General features: G+C 72.1%; 15 protein-coding genes. 8 read left to right on the top strand and 7 right to left on the bottom strand.

Annotation, left to right across the window (positions count from 1 at the left end; all coding sequences use genetic code 11):
• The first annotated feature begins 536 nt into the window (after window positions 1-536).
• Window positions 537-2,288, top strand: coding sequence for a TIGR03767 family metallophosphoesterase (locus ACZ7MX_RS37830; RefSeq protein ID WP_472138987.1), 1,752 nt, complete (start codon window positions 537-539; stop codon window positions 2,286-2,288).
• A 333-nt stretch (window positions 2,289-2,621) separates the two neighbouring features.
• Here the strand turns inward: ACZ7MX_RS37830 and ACZ7MX_RS37825 are convergent, their stop codons facing one another.
• Together ACZ7MX_RS37825 and pepN are read right to left on the bottom strand one after the other, a co-directional pair.
• A complete protein-coding gene (locus tag ACZ7MX_RS37825) occupies window positions 2,622-3,641 on the bottom strand; it encodes a hypothetical protein (RefSeq protein ID WP_472138985.1) in 1,020 nt (339 codons plus the stop codon).
• 124 nt (window positions 3,642-3,765) lie between these two features.
• Complete coding sequence (gene pepN / locus ACZ7MX_RS37820; RefSeq protein ID WP_472138983.1) at window positions 3,766-6,369, bottom strand: aminopeptidase N; 2,604 nt, start codon at window positions 6,367-6,369, stop codon at window positions 3,766-3,768.
• 124 nt (window positions 6,370-6,493) lie between these two features.
• Here pepN and ACZ7MX_RS37815 point away from each other — a divergent pair, with 124 nt between their 5' ends.
• On the top strand, window positions 6,494-7,138 hold the full coding sequence (locus ACZ7MX_RS37815) for a mycothiol-dependent nitroreductase Rv2466c family protein (RefSeq protein WP_472138982.1): 645 nt from the start codon (window positions 6,494-6,496) through the stop codon (window positions 7,136-7,138).
• 125 nt (window positions 7,139-7,263) lie between these two features.
• On the opposite strand, the gene ACZ7MX_RS37810 is transcribed toward ACZ7MX_RS37815, so the two are convergent.
• From ACZ7MX_RS37810 to ACZ7MX_RS37800, 3 genes are all read right to left on the bottom strand, one after another.
• Entirely contained in the window at window positions 7,264-7,905 is a 642-nt protein-coding gene (locus ACZ7MX_RS37810; RefSeq protein ID WP_030813043.1) for a superoxide dismutase, read from the bottom strand.
• Window positions 7,906-8,114: 209 nt separating this feature from the next.
• Complete coding sequence (locus tag ACZ7MX_RS37805) at window positions 8,115-9,554, bottom strand: amino acid permease (RefSeq protein WP_472138980.1); 1,440 nt, start codon at window positions 9,552-9,554, stop codon at window positions 8,115-8,117.
• Between the two features lie 223 nt (window positions 9,555-9,777).
• The gene (locus ACZ7MX_RS37800) at window positions 9,778-11,265 is read right to left on the bottom strand and encodes an amino acid permease (RefSeq protein ID WP_472138978.1); all 1,488 of its coding nucleotides are present in this window, start codon (window positions 11,263-11,265) and stop codon (window positions 9,778-9,780) included.
• A 346-nt stretch (window positions 11,266-11,611) separates the two neighbouring features.
• Here ACZ7MX_RS37800 and ACZ7MX_RS37795 point away from each other — a divergent pair, with 346 nt between their 5' ends.
• The gene (locus ACZ7MX_RS37795; RefSeq protein WP_472138976.1) at window positions 11,612-12,208 is read left to right on the top strand and encodes a biotin transporter BioY; all 597 of its coding nucleotides are present in this window, start codon (window positions 11,612-11,614) and stop codon (window positions 12,206-12,208) included.
• 76 nt (window positions 12,209-12,284) lie between these two features.
• Here the strand turns inward: ACZ7MX_RS37795 and ACZ7MX_RS37790 are convergent, their stop codons facing one another.
• Entirely contained in the window at window positions 12,285-13,697 is a 1,413-nt protein-coding gene (locus ACZ7MX_RS37790) for an amino acid permease (protein ID WP_472138975.1), read from the bottom strand.
• Window positions 13,698-13,917: 220 nt separating this feature from the next.
• Here ACZ7MX_RS37790 and ACZ7MX_RS37785 point away from each other — a divergent pair, with 220 nt between their 5' ends.
• The 4 genes from ACZ7MX_RS37785 (at window position 13,918) to ACZ7MX_RS37770 (ending at window position 17,502) form a co-directional block, all read left to right on the top strand.
• Window positions 13,918-14,403, top strand: coding sequence for a ribose-5-phosphate isomerase (locus ACZ7MX_RS37785; protein WP_385865262.1), 486 nt, complete (start codon window positions 13,918-13,920; stop codon window positions 14,401-14,403).
• Window positions 14,404-14,480: 77 nt separating this feature from the next.
• Window positions 14,481-15,302, top strand: a complete 822-nt coding sequence (locus tag ACZ7MX_RS37780) for an Fpg/Nei family DNA glycosylase (protein ID WP_472138973.1) — start codon at window positions 14,481-14,483, stop codon at window positions 15,300-15,302.
• Between the two features lie 158 nt (window positions 15,303-15,460).
• Window positions 15,461-16,606: a SpoIIE family protein phosphatase gene (locus tag ACZ7MX_RS37775; RefSeq protein WP_472138971.1), complete on the top strand. Its 1,146-nt coding sequence runs from the start codon at window positions 15,461-15,463 to the stop codon at window positions 16,604-16,606.
• Between the two features lie 167 nt (window positions 16,607-16,773).
• The gene (locus ACZ7MX_RS37770) at window positions 16,774-17,502 is read left to right on the top strand and encodes an ABC transporter ATP-binding protein (protein ID WP_472139035.1); all 729 of its coding nucleotides are present in this window, start codon (window positions 16,774-16,776) and stop codon (window positions 17,500-17,502) included.
• Here the strand turns inward: ACZ7MX_RS37770 and ACZ7MX_RS37765 are convergent.
• Window positions 17,487-18,668 (bottom strand): acyltransferase family protein, encoded by a 1,182-nt coding sequence (locus tag ACZ7MX_RS37765; RefSeq protein WP_472138969.1) that lies wholly within the window; start codon window positions 18,666-18,668, stop codon window positions 17,487-17,489. The genes ACZ7MX_RS37770 and ACZ7MX_RS37765 overlap by 16 nt on opposite strands.
• Window positions 18,669-19,251: 583 nt before the next feature.
• Here ACZ7MX_RS37765 and ACZ7MX_RS37760 point away from each other — a divergent pair.
• Window positions 19,252-19,446, top strand: coding sequence for a hypothetical protein (locus ACZ7MX_RS37760; RefSeq protein ID WP_030415520.1), 195 nt, complete (start codon window positions 19,252-19,254; stop codon window positions 19,444-19,446).
• The last annotated feature ends 21 nt before the right edge of the window (window positions 19,447-19,467 follow it).

Genomic DNA, 19,467 nt, shown 5'->3' with positions numbered 1-19,467 from the left:
GACTCCTTCTTTCTGACCTGGCTCAGGTGTCTGTTCGGCACACCTGCTCAGTAGTGCCTCCATCATGTGTGTGACACCCGTCGCCTTGTCCAATCCATTCCATTCTGTGGCGGTCGAGGGGCGTCGAGCGTGACGGAACGCATACCCACCGCGCGGTGCGTCGCGGTCACGCAGCGTAGGACACCCGGGCCGGGCCCGGCGTGCAGCGTGTGGCACCCCGTGCCGGACCCGGCACTCACGGACGGTGATGCCTGCTCGCTCTGCGTGGCGGCGCCGGGCGGTGGTACCCCGCGCGGTGAACGCGCGGTGGCCGGCGGTCGCACCCCGGGACAGGGCGCCGTGGCGGTCCCGTGACCGGCAGATCCCTGTGCGGTGATGGGTTCCCGGCGTTGCGGTGGCGTTCACGTCCAGGTCATTCCCGCTGCCAACCATCCCTGGTGACAGGGCAGTTGTGCCGCCGGAGGCCCGCGGGGAGTCCCACCCCCGCCGGCCACCGGTCCCGGCCGCCTTCGCGTTCGCACCCGGGGAGCCCGCGCATGTCCCGCATCCGGTCCGCCACCGCCAGCATCGACCGCCGCACGTTCCTCGCCGCCACCGGAGCCGCCGGCGCCGCCACCGGGCTCGGCCTCACCCTCGGCATCGGCCCCGACCGGGCCGCCCAGGCCGCCACCACCGTCACCCCGGGCCCGGCCCCCGCCGCACCGATCGCCGTCGAGGCCCCGGCCGTCCCCCATGTCCCGTACACCAAGGGCACCACCCTCGGCGGCGTGGCCACCCCGCGCGGGAGCGGGGGCTACCGGCGGCTGGCCGACGGGCCCGGCTGGCGCCGGGTGGTCCGCACCGAGCTGGCCGGCGCCCACGGCGGACGCGAGCGGCGCCGGACCGCCCTGGCGTCGTTCGTGCAGCTCACCGACCTCCACCTGGTCGACGTGCAGAACCCGCTGCGCTACGAGTACCTGCGCGCCCAGACGGCCAGCGCCTGGCGCCCGCAGGAGGCGCTGTCCGTGGCCGGGGTCGTCTCGCTGATCGAGCGGGTCAACGCCCTGCCGGGCGGGCCGGCCACCGGCGCGCCGCTGGCGTTCGTGATGACCACCGGCGACAACACCGACAACAACTCCAAGCTGGAGCTGGAGTGGTTCCTCACCGCGATGAGCGGCGGCCGGATCACCCCCAACTCCGGTGACCCGCGCCGCTACGAAGGCGTCCAGGACAGCGGGCTCCCCCTCTATTGGCAGCCGGACAGCCCGCTGCGCGACGCCGACAAGAAGCTGGGCTTCCCGCGTCTGCACGGCTTCCTCGACGCGGCGATCCGCACCGTGCACAGCCCCGGGCTGCGGCTGCCGTGGTACTCCACGGTCGGCAACCACGACTCGCTGCCCGGCGGCTGCTACGCCCCCGGCGACCCGTTCTGGACGGAGATCGCCACCGGGCACCGCAAGCTGGAGACGCTGCCCGCCGCCGAGGCCGCCAAGGTCTGGAAGGCCGTCAAGGACGGCCTCGACCCCAAGGGCGCGGACTTCAAGCGACTGCTGAAGGCGCACGCGAAGCAGGCCAGGACGGTCACCCCCGACGAGCGGCGCGCCCCCTTCACCCGTGCCGAGTACCTCCGCGCCCACCTCGACCCGGCGCACACCGGCCACGGCCCGCACGGCCACGGCTACACCGCCGCGGCCCTGGAGGAGAACCGCCTGTACTACACCTTCCGGGTCTCCGACGACGTACTGGGCATCAGCCTGGACACCACCGATCCGGGCGGCCACTACACCGGCTCGATCGGCGAGACCCAACTGCGCTGGCTGGAGCGGACCCTGAAGGCGAACGAACGGGGCGACAAGGCGCACGTGCTGGTCTTCAGCCATCACACCGCCAAGACCATGACCAACACCCGGCCCGACCCGGCCCGCCCGCACGAGAAGCGGCACGGCGGCGCCGAACTGGTCGAGCTGCTGGCCGCGCACCCCCGGGTCGTCGGCTGGATCAACGGACACAGCCACAAGAACGAGATCGTCCCGCACGGCACCTTCTGGGAGGTCTCCACCGCCTCGCACATCGACTTCCCGCAGCTGGCCCGGGTCATCGAGCTGGTCGACAACCACGACGGCACGCTGTCGCTGATCGCCACCCTCGTCGAGTCGGCCGCCCCGCACCGCACGGACTTCACCGACCTCTCCCAGACCGGCCTGGCCGCCCTCTACCGCGAACTGTCCTTCAACGCCCCGGAGGCCCGCACGGACCTGGCAGGCACGTCCCGCGACCGCAATGTCGAGCTGCTGCTGAAGCGGAGGTGAGGGGCGGCGGCGGAGGCGCGGCGGGGGTGGTGGCCGACTGGTGCCTGGGGACGGCGGGCGCTGAGGGGCGGCGGGGCGGACGCTGAGGGGCGGTGCGGACGCTGAGGGGTGGTGCGGACCCTGAGGGGCGGCGCGGGCCTTGAGGGGGCGGGGCCTGGGGGCGATACCCCTAGGGGCTGATCGAACGGATCCCGTAGGGGTCGCGAGTCCCCCTACGGGGCCACAACGAGGCGGGGCGGAGCGGTATTCCGGGGCTGGGGGACGTCAACGAGCAGGGGCAGGGCGCGGCGGGCATTCCGAGGGACGGATGGCCGGCACGGCCGGTACGCCCCCTCAGCGCGGCAGGGCGACCACGTACACGACCGGTTCGCGGTCCGGGGCGGCCATGAGGGCCGTGCGGACGACGGCGGCCTGCTGGGCGGGGGCCTCGCGGAGGGTGCGGGGGAGGCAGCGGACGACGGTGATGCCGAGGCGCTCCAGGTGTTCGCGCTTGTGGTCGAAGGCCGAGTGCAGCGGGTCCTCCTCGGGGCGCGGCGCGCGGGTGTCGATCTCCAGGGCCACCCCGTACTCGGGCCAGAAGGCGTCCACCCCGCCCAGGAGCGGTCCGCCCGGCAGTCGCAGGTCGACGTTCCACAGCGGGTCCGGCAGGTCGTGTTCGTGCACCATCGCGTACAGCCGCTGCTCGGCCTGCGCCCGGCCCTCGGCGAGCAGGGTGTCGACCGCGTCCACCACGTGCGGCCGGGTCAGCAGCCGGGCCCGGCTCAGCTCGCGCACCACCACCGGCGCCTCGCAGTGCCCGTCGCGCACCGCCTCGGTCAGCAGTCGGCGCACCGCCGAGGCGTCGGTGAGCCCGGCGACCGCGTCGGCCAGGGCGCGCGCGACCGGTGCGGTCGGCACGCCGGTGACCTGCTGCGGCACCGGCAGCTCCGCGGACCGGACGATCTGCGCGAAGCCGGTCGAGCGCAGCCGCCGGGTGCGGGGGACCAGCACCTCGATGCGGTCCAGGGCGAGCAGCGGCGGCGTCTCCGCGAAGCCGTGCAGGGCGAGCGCCGCCAGGCCGGTGATCATCGCCTCGGCGGGGGCGTCGGCCGAGCCCTGCCGGGGCACCGTCGGCCCCCGGTGGCTGGCGTACAGCAGCACCGCGTGCAGCCGTTCCTCGCTGGTGGGCGGTCCGGCATGGAGCAGATAGATACCGGGGAGCACCTGTTGCCAGCAGCCGCCGGGGCGGCAGCGGTCGGTCGTCTCGGCCGCCGACACACCGTGCTGCCGGAGCTGACGGGTGGTCAGTACCTTGCGGCGGACATCGGAGAGGTGGCGGAGGGGAAGGGGGGAGAGCGGGGTGTCGTGGTTCATGCCGTGGCGATTCCCGCGCCCGCTCCGCCCCCTAACCGCTGTTACACGCCCGTGCCAGGAACCGGACAATCCTGGGCTAAAGTACGGGCGTTCGACTGCCGAAAAGGGCTGGTCGGCCAGGAGGTTACGGCCTCGCCCCGGCCGCCTCGTCACAAGCCTGTGCGCGCAGCGCCCGGGCCAGGTCGTCCCGCTCCTCCAGCACGATCCGGCGCAGCGCGGGCGCGGCCCCGGGGTGCCCGTCCAGCCAGCCGTCCGCCGCCTCCAGGGTGGCGTGCTCCACCAGCCAGGCCGGGAACAGCCCGCGCACCACGTCCATCGCGATCTCGATGGACCGCTCGCGCCACACCCGCTCGATCGCGGCGAAGTAGCGCGGGGCGAACGGCGCCAGCAGCTCCCGTTGGTCCGGCTGTGCGAACCCGGCGATGGTCGCCTCCACCAGGGCGTTGGACAGCGCGTCGGACTCCACCACGTCCGCCCACGCCTGCTCCTTGACCTCCGCCGACGGCCGGGCCGCCAGGCACCGGACCTGGTGGCGCTTGCCCGATGCGGTGTCGTCGCGGGCCAGCTCCGCGGCGATCACCGCCTCGTCCGCCACCCCGTGCGCGGCCAGCGGCGCCAGGAGGGCCCAGCGCAGCTCCTGGTCCACCTCCAGCCCGTCCAGGGTCTCGGTGCCGTCGAGCAGCCCCTGGAGCAGCGCGAGGTCCGCGGGCGCGGCGGCCACCGCGGCGAAGTGCCGCACCCAGGACAGCTGGTGGCCGCTGCCCGGCTCGGCCCGCCGCAGCTCCACCAGTGCGCCCTCGGCCAGCTCGCGCGCGGCGGCCTCCTTGTGGTCCGGCGCGGTGTACTGCTCCAGCGCCGCCTGGGCCTGCCCGTGCAGCGACTGCAGTACGCCGATGTCGGTCTCCCGGCCGGCGAACCGCCGCACCAGGCCGAGGTAGTCCCGGGCCGGCAGCAGCCCGTCGCGGGTCAGCCCCCACAGCGCGGCCCAGCACAGCGCCCGCGCCATCGGGTCGGTCAGCTCGCCGAGCCCGCCCCGCAGCGTCGCCAGCGACTCCGCGTCGAAGCGGACCTTGCAGTACGTCAGGTCGTCGTCGTTGACCAGGATCAGCTCGGGCCGCTCGGCGCCGGCCAGTTCCGGGACGGCCGTCCGCGGCCCGGCGACGTCCACCTCGGCCCGGGCGTAGCGCACCAGCGCCGGGTGGCCGCTGCCGGACGAGGCGTCCTGCCGGCGGTAGAGGCCCACCGCGACCCGGTGCGGCCGCAGGTCGGGCTGCTCGGGCGCCGCCTCCTGGCGGACGGCCAGCTCCGCGATCCGCCCCTCGGCGTCGTAACTCACCTCCGGGGTAAGGGAGTTGACGCCCGCGGTCTCCAGCCAGGCCCGCGACCAGGCCGCCATGTCGCGGCCCGAGGTCTCCTCCAGTACGGCCAGGAGGTCCGCGAGCCGGGTGTTGCCGTACGCATGGCGCTTGAAGTAGCGCCGGGCGCCCTCCAGGAACGCCTCCTGCCCCACGTACGCCACCAGCTGCTTGAGCACCGCGGCGCCCTTGGCGTACGTGATGCCGTCGAAGTTGAGCTTGGCGTCCTCCAGGTCACGGATGTCGGCGGTGACCGGGTGGGTGGACGGCAGCTGGTCGGCGCGGTACGCCCAGGCCTTGCGGCGGTTGGCGAAGGTGATCCAGCCGTTCGTGAACCGGGTGGCCTCCACCAGCGCGAAGGCGCCCATGAAGTCCGCGTAGGACTCCTTGAGCCACAGGTCGTCCCACCACTGCATGGTCACCAGGTCGCCGAACCACATGTGCGCCATCTCGTGCAGGATGACGTTGGCGCGCCGCTCGTAGGACGCCTCGGTGACCTTGCCGCGGAAGATGAACTCCTCGCGGAAGGTGACGCAGCCCGGGTTCTCCATCGCGCCGAGGTTGTACTCGGGCACGAACGCGGTGTCGTACTTCCCGAAGGGGTACGGGTAGTCGAAGTGGTCGTGGAAGAAGTCCAGGCCCTGCTTGGTGACGGTGAAGACGTCGTCCGCGTCGAAGTGCTTGGCCAGGCCCTTGCGGCACAGCGCACCCAGCGGGATCGCCAGCTCGGTGCCGTCGTCGAAGGTGCGGTGGTAGCTGTCGGAGACGTAGTGGTACGGCCCGGCGACCACGGCCGTGATGTAGGTGGAGATCGGCCGGGTCGTGGCGAACCGGTGCGTCCCTCCCTCGGCCTCGCCCACCTGCGCGCCGTTGCTCAGGACCACCCATCCCTCGGGGGCGGTCACCTCGAAGGTGAACGGCGCCTTCAGGTCCGGCTGTTCGAAATTGGCGAAGACCCGGCGGGCGTCGGCCGGTTCGTACTGGGTGTAGAGGTAGACCTCGCCGTCCTCGGGGTCCACGAAGCGGTGCAGGCCCTCGCCGGTCCGGCTGTAGGCGCACCGCGCGTCGACGACGAGGGTGTTCTCGGCGGCCAGGCCGTCCAGGGCGATCCGGGTGCCGTCGAAGACCTCGGCGGGGTCGAGCTCCCGGCCGTTGAGGGTGACCGAGGTGACCTCCGGCGCCAGCAGGTCGGCGAAGGTGGCGGCGCCCGGCTCGGCGCAGCGGAAGCGGATCGTCGTGCGCGACCGGAACGTGGCCGCGGCGTCGCCCTCGGCGACCGCTGAGCGGACGTCCAGCGCCACGTCGTAGGCGTCGACGCTCAGCAGCCGGCCCCGCTGACGTGCCTCGTCCCGGGACAGATTCTCACCTGGCACGACGTGACTCCCTCGTCCTCGTCTCGAATATCGAACACGGGGAATCATGGCACGCCCACCCGCGGTTGAACCGTTCGCGGCAGAACACCACAGATACCCACCGCTCTCATGAGGAGACGACGACGTGTCCGACACCCCGAAGACCCCGGCAGACTTCTGGTTCGACCCGCTGTGCCCCTGGGCCTGGATGACCTCGCGCTGGATGCTGGAGGTGGAGAAGGTCCGTCCGGTGGAGGTGCGCTGGCACGTGATGAGCCTGGCGGTCCTCAACGAGGACAAGCTCGACACGCTGCCCGAGGAGTACGCCGAGAACATGCGCCCCGGCGGCAAGGCGTGGGGCCCGGTCCGCGTGGTGATCGCCGCGCAGCAGCTGCACGGCGACGAGGCCGTCGGCCGGCTCTACACCGCGCTCGGCACCCGCTTCCACAACGAGGGCCTCGGGGTGACCTCCGAGAGCATCGCCGCCGCCCTCGACGACGCGGGCCTGCCCGCCGAGCTGATCGAGTACGCCGACAAGGACACCTACGACAAGGAGCTGCGCGCCTCCCACAAGGCGGGCATCGACCTGGTCGGCCAGGAGGTCGGCACCCCGGTCATCGCCGTGCCCGGCTCCGACGGCGAGCAGATCGCCTTCTTCGGCCCGGTCGTCACCCCCGCCCCCAAGGGCGAGGACGCCGCGAAGCTCTGGGACGGCACGCTGATGGTGGCGTCCATCCCCGGCTTCTACGAGATCAAGCGGACCCGCACGCAGGGGCCGGTCTTCGACTGAGCGCGTGCCCCCGCACCCATGGGAGCGCCCCCGCACGTATCGGACGTGCGGGGGCGCTCCGTTCTTCCGCCTGCCAGGTGAAGGGTGAGAAGACGATCACGAGGCAGGACGCTCGGGCGGCGTCGTTACGGCGCCAGCAGCAGGTTGTGGGCGCGCTCCTTGGCCGACGCGTACCGCTTGGCCACGTCCTGCCAGTTCACGACCCGCCACATGGCCTCGATGAAGTCCACCTTCTGGTTCTTGTACTGCAGGTAGAACGCGTGCTCCCAGGCGTCGAAGACCAGGATCGGCACCGAGCCCTGGCCGACGTTGCCCTGGTGGTCGTAGACCTGCTCGACGATCAGCCGGCCGGTGACCGGCTCGTAGGCCAGCACGCCCCAGCCGGAGCCCTGGGTGGTCGCCGCGGCCTTCGACAGCTGCGTCTTGAACTTGGCGAACGAGCCGAAGGACTCGGCGATCGCGTCGGCCAGCTCGCCCACACCGTCCTTCTCCAGCGGCTCACCGCCGCCGTCACCGGTCATGTTGTGCCAGTAGATGCTGTGCAGGATGTGGCCGGAGAGGTGGAACGCGAGGTTCTTCTCCAGGCCGTTGATGCTGCCCCACTGGTCCTTGTCGCGGGCCTCGGCGAGCTGCTCCAGGGTGTCGTTCGCGCCCTTGACGTAGGCCGCGTGGTGCTTGTCGTGGTGCAGCTCGATGATCTCGGGGCTGATGACCGGTGCCAGCGCCGCGTAGTCGTACGGAAGTTCAGGAAGTGTGTAGGTGGCCATGCCGATCCCGCCTCCAAGCTGCGTCAATGCAGTAGTTGCAATCAATGTGCAAGAGCACGCTACCAGCAGGAGCGATCTTCGGCCGGGCACGGGCGCCGACCTGGTACCGAAGACGTAAGGCGGGGCGGGACCTCGGATGGAGGTCCCGCCCCGCCTTATGGAGTGCCAGGACGGCGCCGGTGCCCGGCCCTCGGGCCGGCCGCCGCCGGCTAGTGGTCGGCCGGCTCGCTCTGCCTGCTGCCGAGCGACTGCTGCCGCAGCAGCCCGACCAGGGTCAGCACGACCCCGAAGCCACCGGTGAACAGCAGCTGGAGGCGCTGGTTGTCGTCCCGCAGCATCAGCAGCAGCACCGCCACGACGCCCGCCAGCGCCACCCACGTCAGCACCGGGAAGGCCCACATCTTCACCACGAGCTTCTCCGGCGCCTCACGCTCCAGCTGGCGGCGCATCCGCAGCTGGGCAACGGCGATGAAGCCCCACACCACCAGGACGGCGGCACCGACCATGTTCAGCAGCCACTGGAAGACCGTGGTCGGCCACAGGAAGCTGAACAGCACCGCGAGGAAGCCGAACGCCGAGCACAGCAGCACCGCGCGGCGCGGCACCCCGCCGCTGACCTTGCCCAGCACCGCCGGGCCCTGCCCGCGGGAGATCAGCGAGTACGCCATCCGCGAGGAGCCGTAGATGTTGGCGTTCACCGCGGACAGCAGCGCCACCAGGATGACCACGTTCATGATCTGGCCGGCCGCCGGGATCTTCAGGTAGTCCAGGACCGCCACGTACGGGCCGGACTTGGCGATCGACGGGGCGCTCCACGGGATGACGGTGACGATGACGGCCATCGAGCCGACGTAGAACAGGGCGATCCGCCACATCGCGGTGCGCACCGCGCGAGCCACCCCGCGCACCGGGTCCTTGGACTCGGCCGCCGCGATGGTCACCGTCTCCAGACCGCCGTACGCGAACACCGACGCCAGCAGACCGACCATCAGGCCGTCCACGCCCTTGGGCAGGAAGCCGCCGTGACCGGTGAGGTGCGAGGCGCCGGGCGCCTGGGTGCCGGGCAGCACGCCGAGGATCGCCAGTATGCCCAGGACCAGGAAGATGCCGATCGCGGCGACCTTCAGGGCGGCGAACCAGAACTCGAACTCACCGAAGTTGGAGACCGCGGCCAGGTTCGTCCCGGTGAACACCACCATGAACACCAGGACCCACATCCACGGCTCGGTGGACGGGAACCACTGGTGCATCACGTCCGCGGCGCCCAGCGCCTCGGCCGCCACCGCCACGCACAGCAGCGCGGTGAACATCCAGCCCACCGTGAAGCCGGCCCAGGAGCCGATCGACCGCTCGGCGTGCACGGAGAAGGAGCCGGAGGCCGGGTTGGCCGCGGCCATCTCGCCGAGCATCCGCATGACCAGCATGACCAGGGCGCCGGAGACGGCGTAGGCCAGCACGATCGAGGGGCCGGCCGCCGCGATGCCCTCGCGGGAGCCGACGAAGAGGCCGGCGCCGATGACGCCGCCCAGGGCGATCATCGAGAGGTGGCGCTGCTTGAGGCCGTTGGACAGCGAGGGGCCGCCGTCGGCGCCCGCCGCCAGGTCGGTCTGCTCGCGCGCGGGTGCGGCGGACGAGGGTGTCCGATTCATGTCGTACCTGTCCCAGTAGGTGAGAGCGGAGCAAGAGCGTTACTGCGTTCTCCCGGTGCCGCGACCGGCGCGACGGGCTGCCGGGCCCCGGGCGGGCCCCTGCCGGGGCAGGCGGTCGCGCAGGGGCCGCCGACGGCTCAACTCCGGGGTCCTCGGCAAAGCTGGCTCAGTTTGGGCGCCGGTGTCCGCTCAGGGCAACAGTCGTGCAGCGAATGTTCGGTATTCAGACGTGATCGTCACCGTGCGTGCCTGAATCAGCGTCGATTGCGACGGCCGGTGAAAGCGGACCGCCGGCTTCACGGGTTGGCCGGCGCCGCTCCCGCAGCTCCCGACCGCCGGCCACCAGCAGCACCGCCGCGGTCGCCCCGGCCGACCACAGCAGCTGCGGCCGGGCCGTGTCGTCGGTCAGCATCAGCACCACGATCCCGCCCATGGCCAGCAGCGCCACCCACGTCAGGTACGGGAACGCCCACATCCGCAGGGCCAGCTTCTGCGGCGCCTCACGCTCCAGCCGCCGGCGCAGCCGCAGCTGGGAGACGGCGATCAGTCCCCACACGAACAGCAGCACCGCACCGACCGCGTTGAGCATGTACAGGAAGACCGAATCCGGCCACTCCAGATTCAGCAGCACGGAGACGAACCCGAACGCCACCGACGCCAGCACGGCCCGGCGCGGCACCCCTCCGTTCGACACCGCCAGCAGCCGGCGCGGCGCCTCGCCCCGCTCGGCCAGCGAGAACACCATCCGCGACGAGCCGTAGAGGTTGGCGTTCAGCGCCGACAGCAGCGCCACGAACACCACCACGTTCATGATCTGCCCGGCGCCCGGCACCCCGATGTGGTCCAGCGCCGCCACGTACGGGCTCTGCCCCGGCCGCATCGACGACCACGGCAGCAGCGCCACGATCACCAGCATCGAGCCCACGTAGAAGAACAGGATCCGCCACACCGCGCTGCGCACCGCCCGGCCCACCGCCCGCGCCGGGTCGTCCGACTCGGCCGCGGCGATGGTGACGACCTCCAGCCCGCCGAAGGCGAACACCACGGCCAGCACCCCGGAGACCACGCCGGCCCAGCCGTGCGGCAGGAACCCGCCCTGCCCGGTGAGGTTCGCCGTGCCCACCGGGGTGGTACCGGGCAGCACCCCGAAGACCGCCAGCAGGCTCAGGGCCAGGAACAGCACGATCGCGAAGACCTTCAGGGCGGCGAACCAGAACTCGAACTCGCCGAAGTTCTTCACCGCGGCGAGGTTGGCACCGGTGAAGACGATCATGAAGAGCAGCACCCAGCCCCACTGCGGCACCGCCGGCGCCCAGCCGTGCGCGATCTGCGCCGCACCGGTCGCCTCCACGGCGAGCACCACCACCAGCAGGAACCAGTACAGCCAGCCCACGCTGAAGCCGGCCCAGCGCCCCAGCGCCCGCTCGGCGTGCACCGAGAACGCCCCCGACGCCGGCATCGCCGCCGACATCTCGCCGAGCATCCGCATGACCAGCATCGCCAGCGCGCCCGCGATCAGGTACGACAGCACGATCCCCGGCCCGGCCACCGCGATCCCCGCACCGGACCCCACGAACAGGCCCGCGCCGATCACCCCGCCCAGCCCCAGCATCGTCAGATGGCGCTGCTTGAGCCCGGCGGACAGGGGCTCCGGCTCGCCGGCGCCCGGGCTGGGCGCGGCCGGCCCGGCGGTGTTCGGTGTCTGGTGCATGGGTGCGTAACTCTCACAGGGGCGAAGGCGGCCGGGCACACGCTCCGGGCCGCCGGCGGGTTTGGGGGAACTCCACAGGTCACCGCGGGGCGGAACCAGTGTCGCCGCACCCCGCGCGCTACCACAAAACCGGCGGCCGGAAGCCGCCCGATCCGTGACGAGCATCACGTGACCTGCAAAGACACCGCGGGCACCAACAGGGCCGGGCATTCTGGCGGTTGTTCGGAAGTCTCCAAGCGGGCCACCGCGGCTTTGTCGCCGCCACACGATGATCAGCGGCCGCCCGCTGGACTAACGTCACACCGTCCCGACCCGTCCCGATCCCTCACACACCCGCGGAGTCCTGATGAGCACCGCCGCCCTCACCCGTACCGGTACCGTCCTGGCCGACCTGCTGCCGGCCACCACCGCCTCCCGCGCCCGCGTCCGCGACGCCGCGCTGGTCGCCGGCGGCGCCGTGCTCACCGGCCTCGCGGCGCAGATCGCCGTGCCGATCCCGGGCTCCCCGGTCCCGGTCACCGGCCAGACCTTCGCCGCCCTCCTGGTCGGCACCGCGCTCGGCGCCCGCCGCGGTCTGCTCTCCCTGGCCCTGTACGCCCTGGCGGGCATGGCCGGCATGCCCTGGTTCGCCGGCGGCGCCTCCGGCTTCGGCAGCCCCACCTTCGGCTACATCGTCGGCATGCTGCTCGCCTCCGGCCTGGTCGGTGCGCTGGCCCGGCGCGGCGGGGACCGCGGGGCGCTGCGCACCGCCGCCACGATGGCCGCCGGCACCGCCGTGATCTACGCCCTCGGCGTGCCCTACCTCGCGCTGAGCACCGGCATGTCGCTCGGCCAGGCCGTCGCCCTCGGCCTCGTCCCCTTCCTGGTCGGCGACGCCCTCAAGGCCGCGCTGGCGATGGGCGCGCTGCCGGCCGCGTGGAAGCTCGCCGGCCGCCGCGACTGACCGCCGGCCGGACGACGACGAAGGGCGGGGCCCGCACCGATCCCGGTGCGGGCCCCGCCCTTTCGTCCTCCCGCCGTCAGGCGCGGTCGGCGGCCTCGACGGCCTCGGCGGGCTCCACCGCCTGCTTCTCCCGCCCCCGCCGCCGCTCCAGCACCAGCCCGACCGCCAGCACCACCACGGCCGCGACCACCGACAGCACCATCTGCTCCCGGCCGTCCGGGTCGTAGAACATGTAGCCCACGACGAACACGATCAGCGCGATCGTCGCGTACGTCAGCCACGGGTACAGCCACATCCGCACGGTCAGCCGCTCCGGCGCCTCGCGTTCCAGCGTCCGGCGCATCCGCAGCTGCGAGAAGCAGATGACCAGCCACACGAACAGCGCCACCGCGCCCGACGAGTTCAACAGGAACTGGAAGACCGTGTCCTTCGACGTGTAGCTGAAGATCGTCGCGACGAAGCCGAAGGCGACCGACGCCCAGATCGCCACCGCCGGCACCCCGCCCTTGTTGACCCTCGCGAACGACTTCGGCGCGTCGCCGCGCTGGCCGAGCGAGAACGCCATCCGCGAGGCGGTGTACAGCCCGGAGTTCAGACAGGACAGCACCGCGGTCAGCACCACGACGTCCATCACGGTGCCCGCGTACGGGATGTCCAGCGACGTCAGCACCGCCACGTACGGGCTCTTGGCCACCGCCGGGTCGTTCCACGGCAGCAGCGTCACGATCACCGCGATCGAGCCCAGGTAGAACAGCGCGATCCGCCAGATGACGCTGTTGACGGCCTTGCGCACGGCCTGCACCGGGTTGGGCGACTCGCCCGCCGCCAGCGTGACGATCTCGCTGCCCATGAAGGAGAAGACCACCAGCAGCATGCCGGAGAGGATTGCGCCCGGGCCGTGCGGCAGGAACCCGCCGTGCCCGGTCAGGTTCGTCATCCCCACCGCGCCGTCCCCCGGCGGCAGCCCGAAGATCGCCAGCGCGCCGACCACGATGAACACCACGATCGCCACGACCTTGATCCCGGCGAACCAGAACTCGAACTCGCCGAACGAGCCCACCGATATCAGATTGGTGCCGGTCAGCACGATCATCACCAGCAGCGCCCAGGCCCACTGCGGGACGGCCGGGACCCACCCGGTGAGGATCGCGCCGGCCGCGGTCGCCTCGACGGCCAGCACCACCGACCAGAAGAACCAGTACAGCCAGCCGATGGTGAACCCCGCCCAGCGGCCCAGCGCCCGGTCCGCGTACGCCGAGAACGACCCGGAGGTCGGCGACGCCGCGGCCATCTCGCCCAGCATCCGCATCACCAGCACGACCAGCAGCCCGGTCAGCGCGTAGGAGAGCAGGATGCCCGGCCCGGCGGCCGCGATACCGGCACCGGAGCCGACGAACAGCCCGGCGCCGATCACCCCGCCGATCGCGATCATCGACAAATGGCGGTTCTTCAGACCTGCCTGCAGCCCGTCCGGCGGGTGCGCACCCATGTGCACCGTCCTTTGTGGTTCGGGGAGGGAAGTCCCCATTAGATCTTCGGTAGCCCAATGATTGGAAGGTCCAATCCAGGTTTGTTACCTGAATCGCTGGACAGTGGCGTCTCTCACATGCGGACGGAAGGCGCGTGCGAATATGTGGGCGAATCCGGAGCCCCAGCCACCGACCGACCCGGCGACGCCTGCCCCGGGCGGCGCGTGTCACACTCTCCGCATGCGCGTGTACCTCGGCTCCGACCATGCCGGCTTCGAACTCAAGAACCACCTCGTCGAGTGGCTCAAGGCCCACGGCCACGAGCCCGTCGACTGCGGTCCCCACATCTACGACGCCCAGGACGACTACCCGCCGTTCTGCCTCCGCGCCGCGGAGCGGACCGCCGCCGACCCGGACAGCCTCGGCATCGTGATCGGCGGCTCCGGCAACGGCGAGCAGATCGCCGCCAACAAGGTCAAGGGCGTACGGGCCGCGCTGGCCTGGAGCGAGGAGACCGCCAAGCTCGGTCGCGAGCACAACAACGCCAACGTCATCTCCGTCGGCGGCCGGATGCACACCCAGGACGAGGCGACCAGGTTCATCGAGGTCTTCCTGGCCACCCCCTACTCCGGCGAGGAGCGGCACACCCGCCGCATCGAGATGCTCTCCGCGTACGAGACCACCGGCGAGCTCCCGGCCATCCCCGCACACCACCCGCAGGGCTGACCCCCGCCCGTTCGTCGCCGCCGCCCGCCCGCCCCACAGCCCCGGGGCGGGCGGGCGCGCCCACCGGAGGACCCCCCGTGCCCGAGGGCCACACCATCCACCGCCTCGCCGCGGACTACGCCGAGCGCTTCCAGGGGCGGAAGGTCCGGGCGACCAGCCCCCAGGGCAAGTTCTCCGACGGCGCGGCCCTCGTCGACCACCAGGTGCTCGAAGCCACCGAGGCGCACGGCAAACACCTCTTCCTCGGCTTCGGCCCCGAGCGTTGGATCCACATCCACCTCGGCCTCTTCGGCAAGCTCGGTTTCGGCACCGCCCCTGCCCCGCCGCCCACCGACACCGTCCGGCTGCGCCTGGCGAACCCCGACGCCTACGCCGACCTGCGCGGCCCCACCACCTGCGCACTGATCACCGACGCCGAGAAGCACGCCATACACGACCGGCTCGGCCCCGACCCGCTGCGCCCCGAGGACGACGGCGGCCGCGCCTGGCAGCGGATCTCCCGCAGCCGGACGACCATCGCCGCGCTGCTCCTCGACCAGAAGATCATCGCCGGGGTCGGCAACGTCTACCGCGCGGAGGTCCTCTTCCGCCACGGCATCGACCCGTACCGCGCCGGCCGCGATCTCACCCGCGCACAGTGGGACGCCATCTGGTCCGACCTGGTCGCCCTCATGCGCGAAGGCGTCCGCCACAACCGCATCGACACCGTCCGCCCCGAGCACACCCCCGAGGCCATGGGCCGCCCGCCCCGCGTCGACGACCACGGCGGCGAGGTCTACGTCTACCGCCGCGCCCTGCAGGACTGCCACATCTGCGGCACCGAGATCCGCACCGCCGGCCTCGCCGCCCGCAACCTCTTCTGGTGCCCGGGCTGCCAACCGGCCGGCGGCGCCGCGTAATACCCGCGTTTCCGCCGCCCCACACCACCTCCCACCACGGCTCATCGGACGTTCCCCGGCCGCGCGACCGCATTTCGAACAGGGTTTCCGCGCAATTGGCCGGGGCGACGTGCGGCGAATCGACGCGCCGCCGAACGGGTGGATAAGGTCCCAGAGCGATGACGAGTGGCCCGGGAACCGAAACCCTGACGGCCCGGGTGCACAAAGGCCTGCACCGGGCCCGCGTCGGCGTGCGCAAGGCCGGGGTCGACTACTTCCGCGGCGAGGGCTCCGACCACTTCGCGCTGGCCGCCCTGCTGTTCGCCATCCCCGCCATCGCCGCCGGCACCCTCTGGCGCCCCGAATGGATCGCCCCGGCCGCCCTGGTCCTCCCCGTCATCGCCGGCGGCCTGCTCCTCCGCCCCGCCAACCTCCTCGTCCTCTACGGCGCCTCCGCCGCCGCCCTCGTCGTCGAGGCCGCGCTCTTCGGCCCGTACGAGGAAGGCCCCGACCGGATCACCCCGGGCACCGTCCTGGTCGTCGCCGCCGTCGGGCTCTTCGGCCTGCTCATCGCCCAGTTCCGCAGCCGCGTCGGCGTGCCCTGGCGGCGCGGCGGCACCATGCTCTTCGACCTGCGCGAACGCATCCGGGTGCAGAGCAAACTGCCCCGGCTCCCCAAGGGCTGGCACCACGAGATGGCGCTGCGCCCGGCCGGCGGCCAGTCCTTCTCCGGCGACTTCGTCGTGGCCTCCCGCACCCACGGCGGCAACATCCTCGAAGTCGTCCTCACCGACGTCTCCGGCAAGGGCATGGACGCCGCCTCCCGCGCCCTGCTGCTCTCCGGCGCCTTCGGCGGCCTGCTCGGCTCCCTCCCGCCGCACGGCTTCCTCCCGGCGGCCAACGGCTATCTCCTCCGCCAGGACTGGGACGAGGGTTTCGCCACCTCCATCCACCTCGTCCTCGACCTCGAATCCGGCGACTACGAACTCCTCTCCGCGGGCCACCTGCCGGCCCTCCAGCTCAGCGCCGGCAGCGGCCGCTGGGAGGAGAAGCCGGGGGACGGGCCGCTGCTCGGCGTCTACGACGGCGCCCAGTTCGACCCGGTCAAGGGCACTCTGCGGCCCGGTGACGTCCTGATGCTCTTCACCGACGGCCTGGTCGAGGCCGCCGACCGCGACATCGCCGAGGGCATCGACCGCCTCACCGGCGAGGCGGACCGCTACGTCGCCAGCGGCTTCGCCGGCGCCGCCTGGCACCTGATCGAGGCCGTCGCCAAGGACGTCAACGACGACCGCGCCCTGCTCCTGATCTGCCGCGACGCCTGACGCCCCCGAGGGCCGGCCGGGGCTCCCCGGTGGGGATTCCCCCCGCCCGGCCCTGCGGCCCTCCCCATGGCCCGGCAGGTCCCCGGCTCCCTACCGTGAAACCGACGCCACCGGCCGCCATGACGGCCCGGGCCGAGCACCCACCGGACACCACGGAGCGCCCCGCCATGCCCCCGACCGCACCCCCGCCCACCTCCGCACCCGCCGTCGAACTGCGCGGCGTACGGCGCCGGTACGGCCGCGGCCCGGCCGCCGTCCACGCCCTGCGCGGTATCGATCTGACGCTGCCGCGCGGCTCGTTCACCGCCGTCACGGGCCCCTCGGGGTCCGGCAAATCGACCCTCCTGCAGTGCGCGGCCGGCCTGGACCGCCCCACCTCCGGGTCCGTGCGACTCGCCGGCACAGAAATCAGCCGAATGAGTGAGCGCCGCCTCACCGCCCTGCGCCGCAGCCGACTGGGCTTCGTCTTCCAGGGGTACAACCTGCTGCCGGCCCTCACCGTCGAGGACAACGTCCTGCTGCCGATGCGCCTGGCCGGCCGGCGCCCGGACCGCCGCCGGGCGGCCGACGTCCTCGCCCGCGTCGGCCTGGCCGACCACGCCCACCGTCGCCCGGGCCGGCTCTCCGGGGGTCAGCAGCAGCGCGTCGCGCTCGCCCGCGCCCTGGTCACCGCACCCGACGTGCTCTTCGCCGACGAGCCCACCGGCGCCCTGGACACCGCCACCGCCGCCGAGGTGCTCGGCCTGCTCCGGCACGCCGTCGACACCCTCGGCACCACGGTCGTCATGGTCACCCACGACCCGGCGGCCGCCGCCCGCGCCGACCAGATCCTCGTCCTCACGGGGGGCACGCTCACCGACCGCCGGTTCCCCGGGACGCCTCAGGCGGGGGACTGAGGCGGCTGCTGCCGGGGCACCGCGGGCGCCGGCGCGTCGGCCGGTTTGCGGAACGCCCAGTCCATGGTCGGTTCCATCGCGAACCGGAAGACCTTGCGGACCGGCGGCGTGCACAGCGCCGTCACGATGCCACCCGCGAGCAGCGTGACCGCGATCTCGCCGAGCGGCGAGTGCAGCCAGGCGTAGTCGTCGAACCAGCCCCAGAACCGCGAGCCCTTCGCCAGGAAGCCGTGCAGCAGATAGCCGTACAGCGTCCCGGCGCCCAGCACCGTGAACCAGGTCCGCCGCGTCGGCACCCAGGAGAAGAAGCAGGGCACGAGCACCATCGAGCAGCCGAAGAGCGCCAGCGTCATCACGATGCCGGCCCACCAGGTGGTGCCCAGCTCCTGCGCGCTGTCGCGGTGGTAGAACCACGCCGAGGACATCCGCGGCGCCGCCCAGTAGGCCATCACCAGCGCCGCCGCGAAGATCGGCACCGACGCGATCCGGACCGCCCGCCGCTGGACGAGCCGGAAGTGCTCCGGCCGCAGCGACAGCCCCAGCACGAAGAACGGCAGGAACTGCAGCACCCGCTGGAGGTCCAGGTCGTCACCGATGTCCGGCGAGACCGACGCGAGGACGGCGATGACCACCGCGAGCGGAATCGGCCAGCGCACGACCTTCCACAGCGGCGTGGTCAGCCGCCAGATGAACAGGGCGATCAGGAACCAGGTCAGGAACCAGGGGTCGAGCAGGCTGATCGGATGGCCCGGATCGTCGTCCGCCCAGCGCTTGAAGAACGCGTAGGCGGTCTCGAAGAGCACATACGGCACGGCGACGCCCGTGACCAGGCGCTGCAGCCGGTCCCTGCGCATGTCGAAGCTGCGCGAGAAGTAGCCGGAAATGATGATGAAGGCCGGCATGTGGAAGGTGTAGACGGTCATGTAGAGCGCCTCGGCGGCGCGGCTGCCGTCGGTCAGCGGCTCCCAGGCGTGCCCCATCGCCACCAGCACGATGGCCAGGTACTTCGCGTTGTCGAAGAAGGGGTTCCGCCCTCCGCTCTTCGGCGGGGGCGCCGATGCCCCCGCCGGCTGCTCGGCGGGCTCCGTACGGCCGGACCCGTCGGTGCCTCCCGCCTCCCGGGCAGGCGGGAGCACGCGTCGCGGTGTGGGGGCAGCGGGAAACATTCCAGGCACGATAGCGGTGCCCGGCGAATGCGTAAAACCGCCGCCACGCCCTTCGCTATTCCATCCGGCGGCCCCGTCGATATGACCTGGATAAACACCGCGAGGGGCGGGCCGTTGACGGGACACCGCCGCCGCTCCATCGCCCCTTTTGCCGCACTTGATACCCTCAAATCTGGTCATATCCCCTGAGAACGACGCCGAGGGAATGTCCACTTTCATGGCGCTGTGTACCGCCGCCCGTTCCCCCGTAGTGATGCTCTCCGCTACGCCCGTAAAACAGTGGCGGAACTCACGGATAAACAATTTCCGGAGAGCGCGGAGAGTGATCGCGAGTGATCGCGGAATCCCGCGGCGCGGAAATTGCGGGGAAGGGGCACCGGGGGAGGGGGAGGGCGGGAGTCGTCCCGAGACCGGTACGCGGCCCGGCCCGAGCGGCACCGGCGGCCGGAATCGGGCAAAGCGTTGGCCGATGATTCGTCACCGCCCTGCAGTGGGCATGGAGTTGGTGGCACGATGGGTGCCGGGGGGTGTGCGCGGCATGCTCCCGGGCCGGTGAGGCGTTCCGACCAAGGGTGTGATCAGTGTGGCTCTGTCGCTGTCAGTTGTGCTGCTGTTGGGGATCATCCTGATCGTGCTGATCAGAGGAAAGTCGATCAAGGCGGGCCCGGCGCTCGTCGCCATACTGTTCGGCTTCTTCCTCGCCTCCACCGGCATGGCGCCGTCCATCAACAGGTTCCTCAACTCCCTGGCGGACACCATCAACCACATCACCTTCTAGGCGTCCGGACGCCCGAACGCC

The organism is Streptomyces sp. NPDC107765, assembly GCF_055657085.1.
The sequence above is the reverse complement of the archived record's forward strand: the minus strand, read 5'-3'. Positions and strand labels throughout refer to the sequence as shown.